The sequence below is a fragment of the Microbaculum marinisediminis genome (assembly GCF_025397915.1).
Lineage (GTDB): Bacteria > Pseudomonadota > Alphaproteobacteria > Rhizobiales > Tepidamorphaceae > Microbaculum > Microbaculum marinisediminis.
The window spans coordinates 468,920-485,038 of sequence record NZ_JALIDZ010000001.1; the positions used below are offsets into that span (position 1 = coordinate 468,920).

17 protein-coding genes are annotated in these 16,119 nt (G+C 64.8%); 11 read left to right on the forward strand and 6 right to left on the reverse strand.

Annotation, left to right across the window (positions count from 1 at the left end; translation table 11 throughout):
• Positions 1–40: 40 nt before the first annotated feature.
• Positions 41–901, forward strand: coding sequence for a transporter substrate-binding domain-containing protein (locus MUB46_RS02395; RefSeq protein WP_261614261.1), 861 nt, complete (start codon positions 41–43; stop codon positions 899–901).
• Here MUB46_RS02395 and MUB46_RS02400 read toward each other — a convergent pair.
• Positions 895–1,758, reverse strand: coding sequence for a sterol desaturase family protein (locus tag MUB46_RS02400; protein WP_261614262.1), 864 nt, complete (start codon positions 1,756–1,758; stop codon positions 895–897). The two genes, MUB46_RS02395 and MUB46_RS02400, sit on opposite strands and share 7 nt — an antisense overlap.
• 98 nt (positions 1,759–1,856) lie before the next feature.
• Here MUB46_RS02400 and MUB46_RS02405 point away from each other — a divergent pair, with 98 nt between their 5' ends.
• The 6 genes from MUB46_RS02405 to MUB46_RS02430 all read left to right on the forward strand — a co-directional run bounded on the left by MUB46_RS02405 (position 1,857) and on the right by MUB46_RS02430 (position 6,827).
• Entirely contained in the window at positions 1,857–2,519 is a 663-nt protein-coding gene (locus tag MUB46_RS02405) for an alpha/beta family hydrolase (RefSeq protein WP_261614263.1), read from the forward strand.
• A gap of 70 nt (positions 2,520–2,589) precedes the next feature.
• The gene (locus MUB46_RS02410; RefSeq protein ID WP_261614264.1) at positions 2,590–2,955 is read left to right on the forward strand and encodes a group I truncated hemoglobin; all 366 of its coding nucleotides are present in this window, start codon (positions 2,590–2,592) and stop codon (positions 2,953–2,955) included.
• On the forward strand, positions 2,955–4,043 hold the full coding sequence (locus MUB46_RS02415) for an adenylate/guanylate cyclase domain-containing protein (protein WP_261614265.1): 1,089 nt from the start codon (positions 2,955–2,957) through the stop codon (positions 4,041–4,043). The genes MUB46_RS02410 and MUB46_RS02415 overlap by 1 nt, the downstream gene beginning before the upstream one ends.
• Before the next feature lie 164 nt (positions 4,044–4,207).
• Positions 4,208–4,849 (forward strand): helix-turn-helix transcriptional regulator, encoded by a 642-nt coding sequence (locus MUB46_RS02420; protein ID WP_261614266.1) that lies wholly within the window; start codon positions 4,208–4,210, stop codon positions 4,847–4,849.
• Positions 4,846–5,778 (forward strand): DMT family transporter, encoded by a 933-nt coding sequence (locus tag MUB46_RS02425; protein ID WP_261614267.1) that lies wholly within the window; start codon positions 4,846–4,848, stop codon positions 5,776–5,778. The genes MUB46_RS02420 and MUB46_RS02425 overlap by 4 nt, the downstream gene beginning before the upstream one ends.
• A 74-nt stretch (positions 5,779–5,852) precedes the next feature.
• Positions 5,853–6,827: a thermonuclease family protein gene (locus MUB46_RS02430; protein WP_261614268.1), complete on the forward strand. Its 975-nt coding sequence runs from the start codon at positions 5,853–5,855 to the stop codon at positions 6,825–6,827.
• Here the strand turns inward: MUB46_RS02430 and MUB46_RS02435 are convergent.
• The 4 genes from MUB46_RS02435 to MUB46_RS02450 form a co-directional block, all read right to left on the reverse strand.
• Entirely contained in the window at positions 6,747–8,411 is a 1,665-nt protein-coding gene (locus MUB46_RS02435) for a lysine--tRNA ligase (RefSeq protein WP_261614269.1), read from the reverse strand. The two genes, MUB46_RS02430 and MUB46_RS02435, sit on opposite strands and share 81 nt — an antisense overlap.
• Positions 8,412–8,562: 151 nt before the next feature.
• Positions 8,563–9,132 carry an ATP-binding protein gene (locus MUB46_RS02440; protein ID WP_261614270.1) on the reverse strand — a complete coding sequence of 190 codons (570 nt, stop codon included), beginning with the start codon at positions 9,130–9,132 and terminating at the stop codon, positions 8,563–8,565.
• Positions 9,114–10,664, reverse strand: coding sequence for a PIN domain-containing protein (locus MUB46_RS02445; RefSeq protein ID WP_261614271.1), 1,551 nt, complete (start codon positions 10,662–10,664; stop codon positions 9,114–9,116). The genes MUB46_RS02440 and MUB46_RS02445 overlap by 19 nt, the downstream gene beginning before the upstream one ends.
• Positions 10,639–11,430 (reverse strand): helix-turn-helix domain-containing protein, encoded by a 792-nt coding sequence (locus tag MUB46_RS02450; protein WP_261614272.1) that lies wholly within the window; start codon positions 11,428–11,430, stop codon positions 10,639–10,641. Before MUB46_RS02450 ends, MUB46_RS02445 begins: the two co-directional genes overlap by 26 nt.
• A gap of 550 nt (positions 11,431–11,980) precedes the next feature.
• On the opposite strand from MUB46_RS02450, the gene catB reads away from it, so the two are divergent.
• The 3 genes from catB (at position 11,981) to MUB46_RS02465 (ending at position 13,528) form a co-directional block, all read left to right on the forward strand.
• Complete coding sequence (gene catB, locus MUB46_RS02455; RefSeq protein WP_261614273.1) at positions 11,981–12,616, forward strand: type B chloramphenicol O-acetyltransferase; 636 nt, start codon at positions 11,981–11,983, stop codon at positions 12,614–12,616.
• A gap of 196 nt (positions 12,617–12,812) precedes the next feature.
• Positions 12,813–13,226 (forward strand): tellurite resistance TerB family protein, encoded by a 414-nt coding sequence (locus MUB46_RS02460; RefSeq protein ID WP_261614274.1) that lies wholly within the window; start codon positions 12,813–12,815, stop codon positions 13,224–13,226.
• A 23-nt stretch (positions 13,227–13,249) separates the two neighbouring features.
• Complete coding sequence (locus tag MUB46_RS02465; protein ID WP_261614275.1) at positions 13,250–13,528, forward strand: DUF6460 domain-containing protein; 279 nt, start codon at positions 13,250–13,252, stop codon at positions 13,526–13,528.
• Between the two features lie 16 nt (positions 13,529–13,544).
• Here the strand turns inward: MUB46_RS02465 and MUB46_RS02470 are convergent, their stop codons facing one another.
• Positions 13,545–14,444, reverse strand: coding sequence for a histone deacetylase family protein (locus MUB46_RS02470; RefSeq protein ID WP_261614434.1), 900 nt, complete (start codon positions 14,442–14,444; stop codon positions 13,545–13,547).
• A gap of 246 nt (positions 14,445–14,690) precedes the next feature.
• Here MUB46_RS02470 and MUB46_RS02475 point away from each other — a divergent pair, with 246 nt between their 5' ends.
• Complete coding sequence (locus MUB46_RS02475) at positions 14,691–16,013, forward strand: MATE family efflux transporter (protein ID WP_261614276.1); 1,323 nt, start codon at positions 14,691–14,693, stop codon at positions 16,011–16,013.
• The last annotated feature ends 106 nt before the right edge of the window (positions 16,014–16,119 follow it).

A 16,119-nucleotide genomic window follows, 5' to 3' on the forward strand; every position in this document is an offset into this window, starting at 1 on the left:
TCTGCAGCGAGATTTTTCTCGCAGTGGTTGAAAGGACGCCATGGGCCGCATCGGTCGCGCTATCGTGAATTGCATCGCCGCCGGCGTCGCCGTGACGCTGCTGAGCCCCGGCGCACACGCGGTCGATCTTCCCGCCCAGGTGACGGTGCCGAGCTTCTGGGACCCCGCCCACAGGATGGAGAAACCGGATCTCTCGGAAGTCCGGGCGGTGCGGATCCTGGTCGAGGCGGAGAACCCGCCGTTCGCCTTCGTCGGTGCCGACGGCTTGCCGACCGGATTCTCGATCGAGCTGGCGCGGGCGATCTGCGTGGAGCTCGACGTGCCCTGCACGGTGCAGACGCTCAGATGGGACCTGCTGCCGAGCGGCATCGAATCGGATCTCGGCGACGCGATCATCGGATCGCTGGCGGTGTCCGCCGATAGCCGGGCGCGCTTCGACTTCTCCAACCGCTTCCTCACCCGGCCGGCGCGGTTCGTCGTCCGGAACAAGGGGCCCGAGCTGGAGATGATCCCGGAGGGGCTCGCCGGCAAACGCATCGCGGTGCAGCGGGGCACGGCGCATGAAGCCTATCTGAGGGCGTTCTTCCCCGGCTCGGTGCTGCACACCTACGAGACGGCCGACGCGGCGCGGACCGCGCTCAAGAACGGCGATGTCGAGGCGCTCTTCGAGGACGGACTGAACGCGAGCCTGTGGCTCAACGGCTCGACTTCGGAAAACTGCTGCCGCTTCGCCGGCGCACCGTTCACCGAGGCGCGCTATTTCGGCGAGGGTCTGACGGTCGCGGTGGCGCCGGGCAATGACAGGCTGCGCGAGGCCTTCGACTTCGCCCTGGCCCGGATCCAGCAGAACGGCACCTTCCGGGAAATCTTCCTGCGCTATTTCCCGGTCAGCTTCTACTGACTGCCGGCCTCGTCCGCGGCGGCCTTTCGTTCTTCGAGATGGCGGCGCACCCTGTTCTGCGGGCCGAAGGGCAACAGCAGCGACCAGCCGAGGCGGGTCGGCTCGTCGGTCCGGTAGTCGTCGAGGCCGATAGTCATCCCCTCATGGCCGAGCGCGGGCTGCGGCACGTAGGTGCGGAACAGCCGGTCCCAGATCGACAGGTTGAAGCCGTAGTTGGAATCGGTTTCGGCGATATCGGTCGAGTGGTGAACGCGGTGCATGTCCGGCGTCACCACGACGGCACGCAGGATACGGTCGAGCCGGGCGGGAATGTTGAAATTGGCATGGTTGAACATCGCCATGCCGTTCAGCACCACCTCGAACAGGAAGACCGACAGCGGCGGCGCGCCCAGCGCCACGACGACGACCATCTTCCAGACCATCGACAGCACGATCTCGAAGGGGTGGAAGCGCAGGGCCGTGGTCACGTCGAAATCGACGTCGGCGTGATGGACGCGGTGGATGCGCCACAGGATCGGGATCTTGTGGACGGCGAGATGCTGCGCCCAGATGGCGAGATCGAGCGCGAGGAAGGCGAGCAGGCCGGCGACCCAGCCGGGAAGCGCAAGCATATGGAACAGGCCGATGCCGTTCGCATCGGCCCACAGCGCCACGCCGACCGCGGCCAGCGGAAAGAGCAGCCGCACGGCCAGCGTATCGATCAGCACGATCGCCATGTTGGTGATCCAGCGGCGGCCGCGGCCGAAACCGAGGTCGCGGCGCGGGGCCGAGATTTCGGCCAGCGCCATGATCAGGAACACGCCGGCGAACACGGTGAGGCGCAACGCCCCTTCCCCGATCGTGTCGACAAAATCCATCAGCCCGCGTGCTCCGGTGCGGTTGTACCCTTTCCTGGCCCGCAATATCGTGCGCGCACATCGCGGCGGCAAGCCGCCACCACCATCCAGGATCAACCGTGACAGAGCCAAATACGAGCGTCGAGACACTTCTTTGGGATCGCCCGGCCACCCGCCCCGCGCACGCGACCCTGCTGCTCGCCCACGGGGCCGGCGTCGGCATGGACAGCCCGTTCATGGCCGGGATCGCCGGGCGCCTGGCCGAACGCGGCGTCGCGGTGGCCCGGTTCGAATTCGCCTACATGGCGGCACGGCGAACCGGGGGCAAGAAAAGGCCGCCGCCGCGCGCCGAAAAGCTCGTCGACGAATATCTCGCCGCGATCGAAGCGGCGACAGCCGAGGGTATCGACGGTCCGCTGCTGATCGGCGGCAAGTCGCTGGGCGGCCGCGTCGCCGCGATGGCGGCCGGCCAGCCGACCATTGCCGCGGCCGGGGTCGTCTGCCTCGGGTATCCTTTCCACCCGCCCGGCCAGCCGGACGCGCAGCGCCTGACGCCGCTGCAAGACGCACACCTGCCGGTCCTGATCTGCCAGGGCGATCGCGATCCGTTCGGCGCCGCGGCCGAGGTCGCGGGCTACGGGCTGCCCGGCCATGTCAGGGTCGCCTATCTCGAGGACGGCGACCACGACTTCAAGCCGCGTGGCCGTTCGCCGGCCACATGGAAGGGCAATCTCGACGCGGCGGCCCAAACGGTCACGGAATTCGCCGCGGCCCTAGGATGATGGCGTTAGCCGGCGTAGACTGGTCATAATAAGACGGATCACAATAACGAAGAGACGGGACCGGAAGAGAATGGCCAGGGGAACGATATTCGAACGTTACGGCGGCTTTGCCACGGCCGGGAAGATCGTCATGGCGTTCTACGACCGGATCCTCGATTCCGACATTACCGGGCCATACTTCGACGACGTCGACATGCCGCGGCTGATGGACCACCAGACCAAGTTCGTCGCCTCGGTCATGGGCGGTCCGGCCAGCTATACGGACGAGATGCTCGAGCAGCTGCATCGCCGGCTGAACGTCACCAACGAGGCGTTCGACGAGATGGCCCGCCTGTTCCGCGAGACCCTGGAGGAATTCGCCATGGCGGAGGAAGACGTGGAGACCCTGGCCAGGGAGATCAACTCCCGGCGCGACGTGATCGTGAGCGCGGACTGATGAGCGCCGATCCGGTTCCGGCCGATCCGGACGTCGGCAGCGCACTCAATCTCGATGCGTTCAATCGCGCGCTGATCGAGTCCGTCGGGGTCGGGATCGCCATCGTCGAGTGCGACGGCCTCAAGGTCCTCTTCCAGAACAAGCGGTTCGAGCAGCTGTTCGGCTCACCGGCGAACGACATCACGCTCGACCAGCTCATGCAGGTGCCCGACCTGAGCGGCCTGGAACCCGGCGCGGTGGAGACCTGCGAGATCTCGGTGAAGCAGAAGCGGCGGCCGGTGACGCTCGCGGCGCATTTCTCGGTGCACGAGGACGACGGGCGCCACGTCTACATGGTCGAGATGCACAACATCACCAAGGTGAAGGAGCTCGAGTACATGATCGAGTCCTACGCCAAGATGGTGGAGAAGAACGAACGGGCGCTGCGGCGGGAGAAGGAGCGCGCCGAGCGGCTGCTGCTCAACATCATGCCGCGCACGGTCTACGAGGAGCTCAAGACCTTCGGCGTCACCACCCCACAGCGCTTCGAGTCGGCCTCGGTGCTGATGCTCGACTTCGTCGATTTCACCGAGATGGCGGTGTCCAAGGACCCGCTGGCGCTGATTTCCGAACTCAACGACATCTTCACCGGCTTCGACAGGATCGTCGAGCAATTCGGCTGCGAACGGCTAAAAACGATCGGCGACGCCTATGTGGCCGTATCCGGCATTCCCGAGGCGACCCCCGATCACGCCCAGAACATCGCCCGCACGGCGCTCCTGTTTCGCCGCTTCATCCGCCAGCGCAACGCCACGCGGGAGGAGAAATGGCGCTGCCGGATCGGCATCGCGTCCGGTCCGATGATCGGCTCGATCGTCGGCATCCAGAAATACGTCTACGACATCTTCGGGCCTGCAATGGACCTTGCCGCGCGCATGGAGCAGCACGCCGAGCCGATGGAGATCCTGCTGCCCGAGGCGACCGCAGACCACATCCGCGGCGAATTCCGGCTCGAGCCTGTGGCCGCGCGCGAGGTGAAGGGGTTCGGCACGCTCGACCTGTTCAAGCTGGTCGGCGGCGACGAGGAACTCGGCGTCACCCTGATCTGACCCCGCGATCGCCGGGTGCCGGCGGGATCGCGCGTCGAAACCGGCGCCGCCACGGCATCGCTGGACAGTTGGGTCTTGAGGGGTTAATTCCTATATTGTCGGAATAAATTCCAAACCCGACACCCGCCCGACGGTCCGCAGCCGGGGCGGAGGGAGCCGAACCAATGCTCTCCCATCGCCAGATATGGTCCGCGATCGACGCGCTCGCCGCGCGCTACTCGATGTCGGTGTCCGGCCTCGCGCGCCGCGCGGGTCTCGACCCGACGACCTTCAACAAATCCAAGCGCAGCGCGCCGGACGGCCGGTTGCGCTGGCCGAACACGGAATCGATCGCGAAGATCCTCGACGCAACCGGCTGCTCTATCGAGGACTTCATGGCGATGGTCGGCGACAGCTCGGCGGACGACACGCCCTATCGGCAGCACGCCGTGCCGCTGATCGGCTTCGCCCAGGCAGGCGCCGGCGGCTTCTTCGACGACGGCGGCTTTCCCGTCGGGGCGGGCTGGGACGAAGTCGCGTTTCCCGACGTGGCCGACGAACATGCCTATGCGCTGGAGGTGACCGGGGACAGCATGCTGCCGCTCTACCGCGACGGCGACGTGGTGATCGTATCGCCCGGCGCGTCGGTGCGGCGCGGCGACCGCGTCATCGTGCGCACTCGCGGCGGCGAGGTCATGGCCAAGGTGCTGGCGCGACGCACCACACGCACCATCGAATTGCACTCCGTCAATCCCGCGCACGAGCAGCGCACGCTGGCGCTGGAGGACATCGACTGGATCGCCCGCATCATCTGGGCGAGCCAGTGACCGCGGGAGAGACGACCGGAAGCCGCGCGGCAAGCGCCGATCCGGGACGCGGCCTGTCGCCGACGCTCGGCATCGTGCTCGTGCTGGTCGCCGCCACCGGCTTCGGGTTGTTGCCGATCCTGTTGCGCGGCGCCTATGCCGGCGGGCTTTCGCCGGAAGCGGCGACCTTCTACCGCTACGGCGTTCCGGCGCTGGTCTTCGTGCCGCTTATCGTCCGGTTCAACGGCGATTTCCGCGCCGCCGCGATCGCCGTGGCGACGGGCCTGGTCCTGGGGTTCGGCGTGCTCGGCTATTTCCGCGCCCTGCACGACATGCCGGTCGCCGTCGCCGCCCTGATCTTCTTCACGTTCCCGCTGTTCGCGGTGGTCGTGGGCTTTCTCGCGTTCCGGCTGCGGCCCGACCGGCGCTCGCTGGCCGGCGCGCTTATGGTTCTGATCGCCTGCACCCTGTTCCTCGACCCGACCGCCATCGCCGCCCGGCCGATGGCGGTCCTGCACGCCTTCGCCGCGCCGGCGGCCTACGCGACGGGCATTCTCGTGATGGCGCACGTCCTGTCCGGCGCCGACCGGCTGGCGACGCTCGGCGGCATCTATCTGGGCACCGCGATTTCCAGCGGCCTGCCACTTGTCGCCGGCGCGCCGGGAGGGCTGTTTCCCGATACCCCCGTCGGTTTCGCCGCCGCGCTCGGTCTGCTCACGATCGGCGGCATCGTGCCGCAGGTCGCGCTGGTGTTCGCCGCCCCGGTCATCGGCCCTGCCCGCACCTCCATCATCGCCGCCTTCGAACTGGTCGTCGCGCTCGGCTCCGGCTGGCTGGTGCTGGGCGAGCCGATCCGGCTCGTCGAGGTCGTCTCGGCGGCCCTGATCGTCACCGCCGTGGTGCTGGCGGCGACGGCGAGGCCGGCGCACGTCAAATCCGCGACCGCCTGATCCGGCGGCGGTTGCCTGCGCCCGCGCGGTAGGCGACCATGGACCCGATCCCAACGCGGCGAAACACGAAACGCATGGTCCGTACCCTCGCCTTGATTGCCATCGGCGCCATCGCGCTCACCGCCCTCCTCTACGGCGTGGTGCTGAACGGCTTCGGCCTGTTCACGCCATTGGCCGATACCGGCGCGCAGACACAGACCGCCGCGACAACCGACACGCCGAAACTGGATGCTCCGAAGGGGGATGCCCAGCCGACGGGTATCGCCGAGGGGGCGGAGGACAGCTCCGCAGACGGTGACCGGGCCGTGTCAGGCAAACAGCCGGAGGCGCCAGACGAAGCGTCCGCTGCCGCCGACGCCGCGCCTGATAAGACCGGTGAATCGCGTACCGAAACTACCGCTTCCCCGCCGCCCCGGACCGCCCGCAACGTGACGCCGCCGAACGTCCTGAGCCGGCCGACCACGCCCTATCGCGATCCCCGCGCCGCGACGACGCGCGAAGAGGCGCCGGAGGACTCTTCGCCCCGCCGCTTTCACCGGATCGTAGTCGAGGATGCGGCGACGCTCAGGTCCGGCAACACGACGATCCGGTTCGCTGGCATCGCCCCGATCGCCGCCGACCGGACATGCACCGACGCGGCGGGCCAGGCCTGGCCCTGCGGCCGGGTCGCCGCGGCGGCGCTGCGCCGGCTGATCCGCCACCGCGCGATCGACTGCACGGTCGCGGCGGTGGCGGCGGAGGGGATCGTCGCGACGTGTTCGGCCGGCCTGCAGGACATCAACGGCTGGCTGGTGGCGCAGGGCTGGGCCGAGGTGCCGCCGGACAGCGCCTATGCCGAGGACGCGGAGGCGGCCCGCGGCGAAAAGCGCGGCATCTATCTGGCCGAATGGCGCAACACGGCGCCGGGCGACAACGACGCGGAGTCGCTGTCGGCCTTCTCCGCCCCCTCGGTCCAGTCCGATCCGTTCTCAGTCCTCTCGCAGGGAACCGTCGAGGGCGCGGCCGATCAGGGCACGGGTCTCGTCGATGCCATAGAGCGCGACGAATGAGCCGAATCTCGGGCCCTGGCTCTGGCCAATCAGCACTTCATACAGTGCCTTGAACCAGTCGCGCAGGTTGTCGAAGGGATGGGTCTTGCCGATCTCGTAGACGATGTTCTGGATCGTCTCGGCATCGGTACCCGCGGGCAGCGCCGCAAGTTTCTCCGACAGCTCGGCCAGCGCGGCGCGCTCCACCTCGCTGGGCGCGCGGTAGCGCTTGGCCGGCAGCACGAAGTCGTGGAAATAGTGGATCGCATAGCCGACGAGCTGGTCGAGCCGGGGATGCGTCTGCGGGCTCGCGTCCGGCGCATAGCGGCGGATGAAGCCCCACAGCACGTCGCGATCCTCGGAATTCGAGGCCGAGACCAGGTTCAAGAGCATCGAGAACGAAATCGGCACGCCGGCATCGGGCACGGCGCCGGAATGGATGTGCCAGACCGGGTTGGCCAACAGGTCCTCCGGCTTGCTCCCCTCTCCTGAAGCCTGCGCCCGATACTTCTCCAGGAAGGTCAGGTAGTCGTCGACATTGCGCGGGATGACGTCGAAATACAGCCGCTTGGCCTTGCGCGGCGCCTGATACATGAACAGCGCCAGGCTCTCCGGGCTGGCATAGCGCAGCCACTCGTCGATGGTCAGGCCGTTGCCCTTCGACTTGGAGATCTTCTCGCCGTTCTCGTCGAGGAACAGCTCGTAGTTGAAGCCGTCCGGCGGCAGCCCGCCGAGGATCGTGCAGATCCGGCTCGACAGCTTCACCGAGTCGATCAGGTCCTTGCCGGCCATCTCGTAGTCGACGCCGAGCGCATACCAGCGCATCGCCCAGTCGGCCTTCCACTGCAGCTTGCAGGCGCCGCCGGTCACCTTCACCCGGACGAGCTTCTCCGTCTCCGGGTCCTTGTAGACGATGGCGCCGGAGGCGACGTCGCGCTCGATGATCGGAACCTGCAGCACCTTGCCCGTGCGCGGACACACCGGCAGGAACGGCGAATAGGTCGCCTGGCGCTCCTCGCGCAGCGACGGCAGCATCACCGCCATCACCTCGTCGTAGCGCTCCAGCACCGTCATCAGCGCCCGGTCAAAGCGGCCCGAGGTGTAGCAGTCGGTCGCGCTCATGAACTCGTAGTCGAAGCCGAAGGCATCGAGGAACGAGCGCAGCATCGCGTTGTTGTGCTCGCCGAACGAACGGAACTTGCCGAACGGATCGGGCACCTGCGTCAGCGGCTTGTCGAGATTGGCGCGCAACAGGTCCTGGTTCGGCACGTTGTCGGGCACCTTGCGCAGCCCGTCCATGTCGTCGGAAAAGCAGATCAGCCGGGTCGGCACCGTGTCCTCGGTCAGCACCCGGAAGGCATGGCGCACCATGGTGGTGCGCAACACCTCGCCGAAGGTGCCGATATGCGGCAGGCCCGAGGGGCCGTAGCCGGTCTCGAAGATCACCGTCTTGTCCTGGCCGACCGTGTCGCGCCGCGCGATCAGCTTGCGGGCTTCCTCGAACGGCCAGGCGCGGCTGTCGCGCGCCAGCGCCGCCAGTTGAGCCGCGGTCGCGGCGGCGCCGCCTGCGGCACCGCCCGCGGCGGCTTCGACGGGATCGGTCATCGTCTTGAATCCTGAACTACGGGTGTCCCGGCCCCTTAGGCCGGCCGGCGCGGACCCTATGGAGACGCGGGCCGCGCGTCAATTGGGGGGGGGATGGATCGCCATACAGCATATACGTGCATCCCAACGCGGATGCCTTTGATGATGCACATCATATACTTATATTCCCCGCCAAGCGTAAGCGCTGGATTATAGCGGTAATTGCAGCGATTTCATCTGGACGATAAACGTATAACTCAATACTTAGAAATCGACAGATCGCAATAGCGTGTTCCTGAGCGATTTCCTGTATGCGCCGTATTTCCTCAATACTCTCCAGAGGCCGTTTGCGGCTTTCATCGCATCGACGCCGCTCAGCAATGGCACTTGGATTGTCCGCAAGAAAAACCATGCCACTAATGCAAATCGCCTGGAACACGGCAGGGCGAACCAGGATGAGTTCATTATCCTTCTCGATCACAGTATGACCATCGAGGATGACGAGACCGGAGCTTGACTTAGTCTTTCGCTTAAACCCCTCTACTAGAAACCGCTGGTTCTCATCAATGTCGATTAGTCGCAACTGATCTTGCGTAATGGCGATACCCGTCACATTGCGCCCTTCCGCAATCAACGCACTAGCTTGCAGATGCTCCAATGGAATCGAGGCGGCAAGCGTCCTTACCAGCGTTGATTTACCTACGCCGGAAATACCTGTGAGCGCTATAACTTTGGCTGCCACGGAGAAAACCCGAGATCAATCTTCCCTATAAGATCTTCTAGATGTCTATTTCTAATCCTAAATATTGACTGCGGAGGATGCCCAGGCATCACTCCGAGAATTCGCAGCTCTTCGAGTGAAACCGCTGGCTCTATATAGGCTACTAGAAGGTAATTTATTACTTTAACAGGCCGCCCCTCCGTCGCCTTCCACATCTCCAGCTCGGCCTCGCTATATACAGATCGCCCACCCGTCAACAACATAAGATCCTTCGTCGACGATGCGACAGATGACTCTTCAAAAATTCCAATCGCTGTTAATGCCTGTGAGGGCGGGTTTCTTGATTTTCCTTTATAGAACATCAGGAGAGAACCGGGCGGCCCCAGGCTCGCACTAGCGCGGCAAAGGTAGACCTTTCGAATTGTGTTGCCTGGTCGTTTTGGCCCCAGACCTACCCCGAGCGTTTCGAATAGATCCGCCTGTTTCGGATTCCGCAAATCGGGATAAAGCGTGTCGTGATACCCTTCTTTTATAGGAATGCCGAAAGCTCGAACCCCACAGCCCGTCACGAAGCGGGGATAGTTCAGTCGACCAAGCTCGAAATTTGAAGTACCGGCCACCGGCAAAAGCGGGCCTTGCGAGAACGGCTTCTCATATATCAACTCGCCATCTCTTTTTGTCGCGGTATTCTGAAATCCATAATACTCCAGAAGATCTATCAAAGCTGACTGCGTTTTATATGTAGTTATGTAGGCAAGATTATACCTGTTAATTTGGGCGAACCAAAAAACCTTCTTCAAAAGCAATTCACCTAGCTTTACACCACGCTTCTCAGGCCGAACCTTGAAAGTGCAAATCTTAAGTATTTTTTTTGCCTTTATTGTCGCATCAGTGTCGGAAGCAGTCTCGTCTTTCCTAACGATCAACCCAGCGAGCCCTTCATCAAACACCGCCCAACATACTCTCCGTTCATGAACACATTTTTCGCGCCACCACTGGTCAAATGACGGGTAGTCTTCACGCAGGCTGCTGAATATGTCGTCCGTTAACTGTATCTCATTGGCATATACTTCTTCGACATAGCGAACTGGAGCAGCAACTGCCTCATACGTAGTCCTCAGCAATTGGACCGCATCGGCGACGTAGAGTACACGGCGGCCAAGCTCTGGAGACACGCGGCGCGCGCGCTCATGTAACCTACGATCTTCGGTGACTAAAAAGTCAGCCACGCCGCGCTCAACAGCATCCAGCAATGTGGCGTCTACAATGTCGTTGGGACGACCAAGCGGACCGAATTTTCTTTCTAACTCGGCCGTCTCGAGCCCACGCACTTTTCGAAGGAACTGAAACTTGCGTAGCTTGCTGAGCGAGATGTTGCGTCTAACTACGTCCCTGTCGCGCTGTATGTCATCTCGGGCCGCCTCGTGGACCATTACGTCCACTTTATATTTTGCTGCAGTGCTTAGTAGCGCTGCGAAAGCAGGTTGAACTTGGCGATTATCTTCTAGGCCAATAATGACATTCGTATCAATCAGATACGTCTGCGCACTCATTTTCTAAGGCCACTCGAAGAATTTGAGAAACGTATAGGAAAGATTGTGGCGGCTCAAAACCAAACCGTTGCCTCAGCTCATCAAGATTTTTAGGGCGCGAGAACGCGCGCGCATTTGAGATCTTAAGCGCAACTCCGTCTCTTACCCCCTCGAAATAGCTCTCAAACTCCACCCTATCAATCTGAGCCATCCCCCCAAATCGATCCCATATTTCTTTGACAGGCATCTTTATTACATCATCAATCTGGGCACTGCCAACCATCGCACGCACCGGTGATGTCGAGTATATGTAGGCAACCGTTCCACTCGCCGCCGAAATCGGGAACCGCCGACGCAATTCAACGGTTTTTTTTCCTTCGAGAATTTTTTCAGAGTATATCGGCCGAACACTCAATACCACATCGCGCCTCGGTTTGAATATATCACCTCCAAGTATTGGAAATACTATCTTCTCATCGCTCGCAATATAAAAATCAAATGCACGCGCACGGTTATACGCTGGCCGGGAACCCGGACCAAAGACCGCTTCTATACGAATATTAGCCCCTAGCGCCTCTACGTATTTTTTCAAGGAAGAAATCTTGACATCGCCGCGACTTTCAATCTTTGAGATCGCTGCCTGGCCCACATTCAAGCGCACCGCCAAGTCTGATTGCGTTAAGCCGGCCAATTCGCGAAGCCCCCTAAGGCACTGACCAACGAAGCGGCTAAGATCGCTCTCCTTTAAGCGTGCGGTGTTGACTACTTTCTTGTCAGACTTGGCCATGAAAAACCTTTTTTAAGAATCATACAGAAAGCCAAACATTCCATACAGGGAATATACAGGCACACCAACACTGGTCGCCACCAATCAGTGGCAGGCTCAATTCAAACACTCATGTGAGCCCATTCTGTACGATCCAATGTCTGCTATCCGCAAGACTCCCAATGTCCGCTTTTGGTTGACAGTTGACGCCACTCAATTGCCCATTTCGAGCGCAACGGCGGGACGATGCCGTTCGACGCCACCCAATCCCGTCCCTCCTCCCCCCGCCCCCACCCCGCACGGGCGCTTGACCAGCGGTGTGCGATCGCGCATCACGGCGCGCGACAGCACAGGGCGAAGCATTCCACAGGGCGAAGCGTTCCATGAAGGCCGCGCGACGAAGGATCTGACGGTCGCCCCGGCGCATGGCGCATGGCGCGCCGCGCGGGGGCCCGAAGCGCGACGCCGCGCCGGCTGACGCCGGTCCGGCCGAGGCCGGTGCGGCCGTCGCGCCGCTTTTGCCTGCGCGCGGGGTGCGCCCGCGCGCGCCAACACGGTCAGAGAGCATCTCATGGACACCATCTTCGAAAGCCCGTTCCGGGGCATCCCCCTGGACCGGCAGGTCACCAATCCGAACATCGTCGTCGGCCGCTACAGCTACTATTCGGGCTACTATCACGGCCACGGCTTCGACGACTGCGCCCGCTTCCTGCTGCCCGACGACGGGGTGGACCGGCTGATCATCGGCAGCTTCTGCTCGATCGGCTCGGGCGCGGCCTTCATCATGGCGGGCAACCAGGGCCACCGGGCCGACTGGATCAGCACCTTTCCGTTCCACTGGATGGCCGAGGTGCCGGCCTTCGCCGGGGCGGCCAACGGCTATCGGCCCGCCGGCGACACCGTGATCGGCAACGACGTGTGGATCGGCTCCGAGGCCATCGTCATGCCCGGCGTCACCATCGGCGACGGCGCGGTGATCGGAACGCGGGCGCTGGTGACGCGCGACGTGGCGCCCTACACCATCGTCGGCGGCAACCCGGCAAAGCCGATCCGCACGCGCTTCGACGACGCGGCGATCGCCCGCCTCGTGGACATGGCCTGGTGGGACTGGCCCGACGACTGGCTGGGCGAGGCGATGGCGCTGCTGACCAGCGGCGACGTCGACGGCCTGCACCGCTACTGGACGGCAAAGACAGGCGGGGCCTGATCGCAGGCTGAGCCTGATTACGAGCTGGGCCTGATCGCAGGCGCGGCCTGGTCTCACAGGATCGGGGGCGGGGCCATCGCCGCCCCCCCCATCTTGCACCCCCCGCGCGGCGCGACTACGGTGCGCTCCGCCGCGCCGGCGTTTCGACGCGCGCGGATTTCGCGGATTTTCGCCAACCGGACAGGACGAGCACGCTATGACCAAGTCGGTGAGCCCCCAGGAAGCGCTCATCTATGTGATGGTGACCATGTCGGCCGCCGACCGCACGATGACGGACAACGAACTGCTGCGCATCGGCGGGATCGTGCAGAACCTGCCGGCCTTCCGCGCGTTCGACACGGAACGGCTGGTCGCCGTCGCCGAGGATTGCGGCGCGCTCTTGAACGAGGACGACAGCCTGGACAAGGTGCTCGACCTCGTCGCCGAGACGCTGCCGCCGAAGTTCTACGACACCGCCTACGCGCTGGCCGTCGACGTGGCCGCCGCCGACCTGGACGTGGAGCAGGAGGAACTGCGCCTGCTGCAGCTCCTCAGGGACCGCTTCGATCTCGATCCGCTGGTCTGCGCGGCGATCGAACGCGGCGCGCGGGCCCGGTTCCGCACCCTCTAGTGGCCCCGGAGAAGGACGCCGCGATGGCCAATGGCGCGTTCAATCGCTTCTTCGGCGGGCCGCCCGGCTGGGTGATCGTCCGGCTGGCGGTGATCTCGCTGATCGTCGGCCTGATCTTTTCCGCGCTCGGCATCAGCCCGCTCGACATCGTGCGCAATTTCGAGCGCATCCTGCGCGGCATCTGGAACCTCGGCTTCGAGGCGCTGGCCGATCTGTTCCGCTACTTCCTGCTCGGCGCCGTTGTGGTCGTCCCGGTGTGGCTGGTGATGCGGCTGACCAAGGTCGGCAAGAACGGCGAATAGCGCCCCTTAGGCCGGATCAGACAAAGCGGGCCGCCGTGCGATGCAGGATCGCGTGGCGGCCGGCCAGCACGTCGACATCGTCCGAATAGCCGCCGCCGATGACGCAGGCGATCGGGATGCCGCGGTCGCGGCAGGCGCCGATGACGCAGGCGTCGCGTTGCCGCAGGCCGTCGTCCGACAGCGCCAGCCGGCCGAGCCGGTCGTCGCGGTGGGGATCGACCCCGGCGTTGTAGAACACCAGCTCCGGCGACACCCGGTCGAGCAGCGGCGGCAGCATCTCGCGCAGCGTGCGCAGATAGGCGTCGTCGCCGGTGGCATCGTCCAGGCCGATATCGAGATCGCCCGCCACCTTGCGGACGGGATAGTTGCGCGCCGCGTGCATCGAGACCGTAAAGGCCTGCGGCGTCCCAGCCAGGATCTCCGCCGTGCCGTCGCCCTGATGGACGTCGAGATCGACGACCAGCATCCGCCCGACCCCGTCGGCGGCGAGGACGCAGGCCGCCACCGCCACGTCGTTGAAGACGCAGAACCCCGCCCCGGCGGCGCGGCGCGCGTGATGGCTGCCGCCGGCCGTCGTGCAGGCGATGCCCTGTTCCAGCGCCAGCCGCGACGCCAGCACCGTGGCGCCGGCCGACAGCCGGGCGCGGCGGGCGATCGTCGCCTCCACCGGAAAGCCGATCTCGCGCGCGATCCGCGCCGGCACGCGGGCGCCCAGAACCTGATCGACATAGGCCGGGGCGTGGGCGAGCCGCAGCCAGCTTTCCGGCGCCTCGGAGGGAACGACGAACCCGTCGGGCGCGACGACGCCGTCGGCGACCAGGATGTCGGACAGCCTGGCGTACTTGCCCATCGGGAAGCGATGGCCGACCGGCAGGGCGGCGGCGAAGGCGGGATGATGGACGACGGCGAGCGGCATGGACGCAGGATCGGCCATCCGCGCGCCATTGTGAATACATCGGTCGTGGATACGCCGGCCGTGAATACGTCAGTCGTGGATATGCCGATGGTGACCACACCCATGGCACGAATCCCGCCGTCAGGACGCGTCAGTTGCCAGCGTCGCGCATTCGCCTATAACCCTTGGACGTTCGCGGCGTGACGGGGTGGCCTCGAGGCCCGCGTCGTCGTGCCGCCCGTCCCGTTTGCTTTCGCGCAGAACCGAATGTCGACCGTCCGCCCCTTCGAGGTCACCCATCGCGGGGTGCTCGCCATCGCCGTGCCGATGACGATCGCCTATCTGTCGACGCCGATGCTCGGCATCGTCGATACGGCGGTGATCGGCCAGCTCGGCCGCGCCGACCTGCTCGGCGGCATCGCCGTCGGCGCCATCATCTTCGACATCCTGTTCACCACCTTCAACTTCCTGCGCTCGGGCACGACGGGCCTCACCGCCCAGGCGCTGGGCGCCGACGACAGGACCGGCCAGACCGCCGCGCTCTATCGCGCCGCCCTCGTCGGCCTGATCGCCGGCGTCCTGGTGATCGTGCTGCAGGCGCCCGTCCTGGGCGCGTCGCTGCTGCTGATGGGGGCGAGCGGGCCGGTGGAGGCCGCGGTGCGCGAGTATTTCGCGATCCGCGTGATCGGCGCGCCGTTCGCGCTGTTCAACTACGCCATACTCGGCTGGTTCCTGGGCCTGGGGCGGGCGCGCACCGGACTGGCGCTCCAGCTCCTTCTCAACGGCCTGAACATGGCGCTCAACGCGCTCTTCGTGCTCTGGTTCGACTGGGGCGTGGCCGGCGTGGCCTGGGGCACGGTGATCGGCGAGACCGTCACCGCGGTCGCGGGCGGGCTCGTCGCGGCGCGGGCACTCGGCGCCGGCGCCTTCATCCCGTGGTCGGCGGTGATGGAGAAGACCGGGCTGATCCGCACCTTCGCGGTCAACCGCGACATCATGATCCGCTCGTTCTCGCTGCTGTTCGCCTTCGCGCTGTTCACCTCCGCCGGAGCGCGCGAGGGCGACGTGGTGCTGGCGGCGAATGCGATCCTGATGAACTTCTTCCTGCTCGGCGGCTACTTCCTCGACGGCTTCGCCACCGCCGCGGAGACGCTGGCGGGGCGCGCCATCGGCGCGCGCTACCGGCCGGCGTTTGCCCGCGCGGTCAACCTGACGCTCGTCTGGGGCTTCGCGCTCGCCGGGGCGCTGAGCCTGGTCCTGCTGCTGGCCGGTCCGGCGTTCGTCGACCTGATGACGACGAGCCCCGAGGTGCGCGACGCCGCGCGCGTCTTCCTGGTCTGGGCTGCGCTGACGCCGCTGTTCGGCGTCGCCGCCTTCCAGTTCGACGGCGTGTTCATCGGCGCCACGTGGTCGGACGACATGCGCAACATGATGCTGGTGTCGCTGGTCGTCTACGTCGTCGTCTGGCAGCTCGCCACGCCCTGGCTCGGCAATCACGGCCTGTGGCTGGCGCTGGCGACGTTCCTGATCACGCGGGGTGCCACGCTGGCTGCGCGGTATCCGGTGCGGCTGGCGCGGACGTTTGGGTGAAGGGGTGAGGGGTAAAGCTGTGGGTAGCCGATAAGAGCGAATTGTGCTGGTGAAAAGCACACACGTGCCGTCAGCTTTCGGCCCTTTGCTGCCAGACACGATCGGC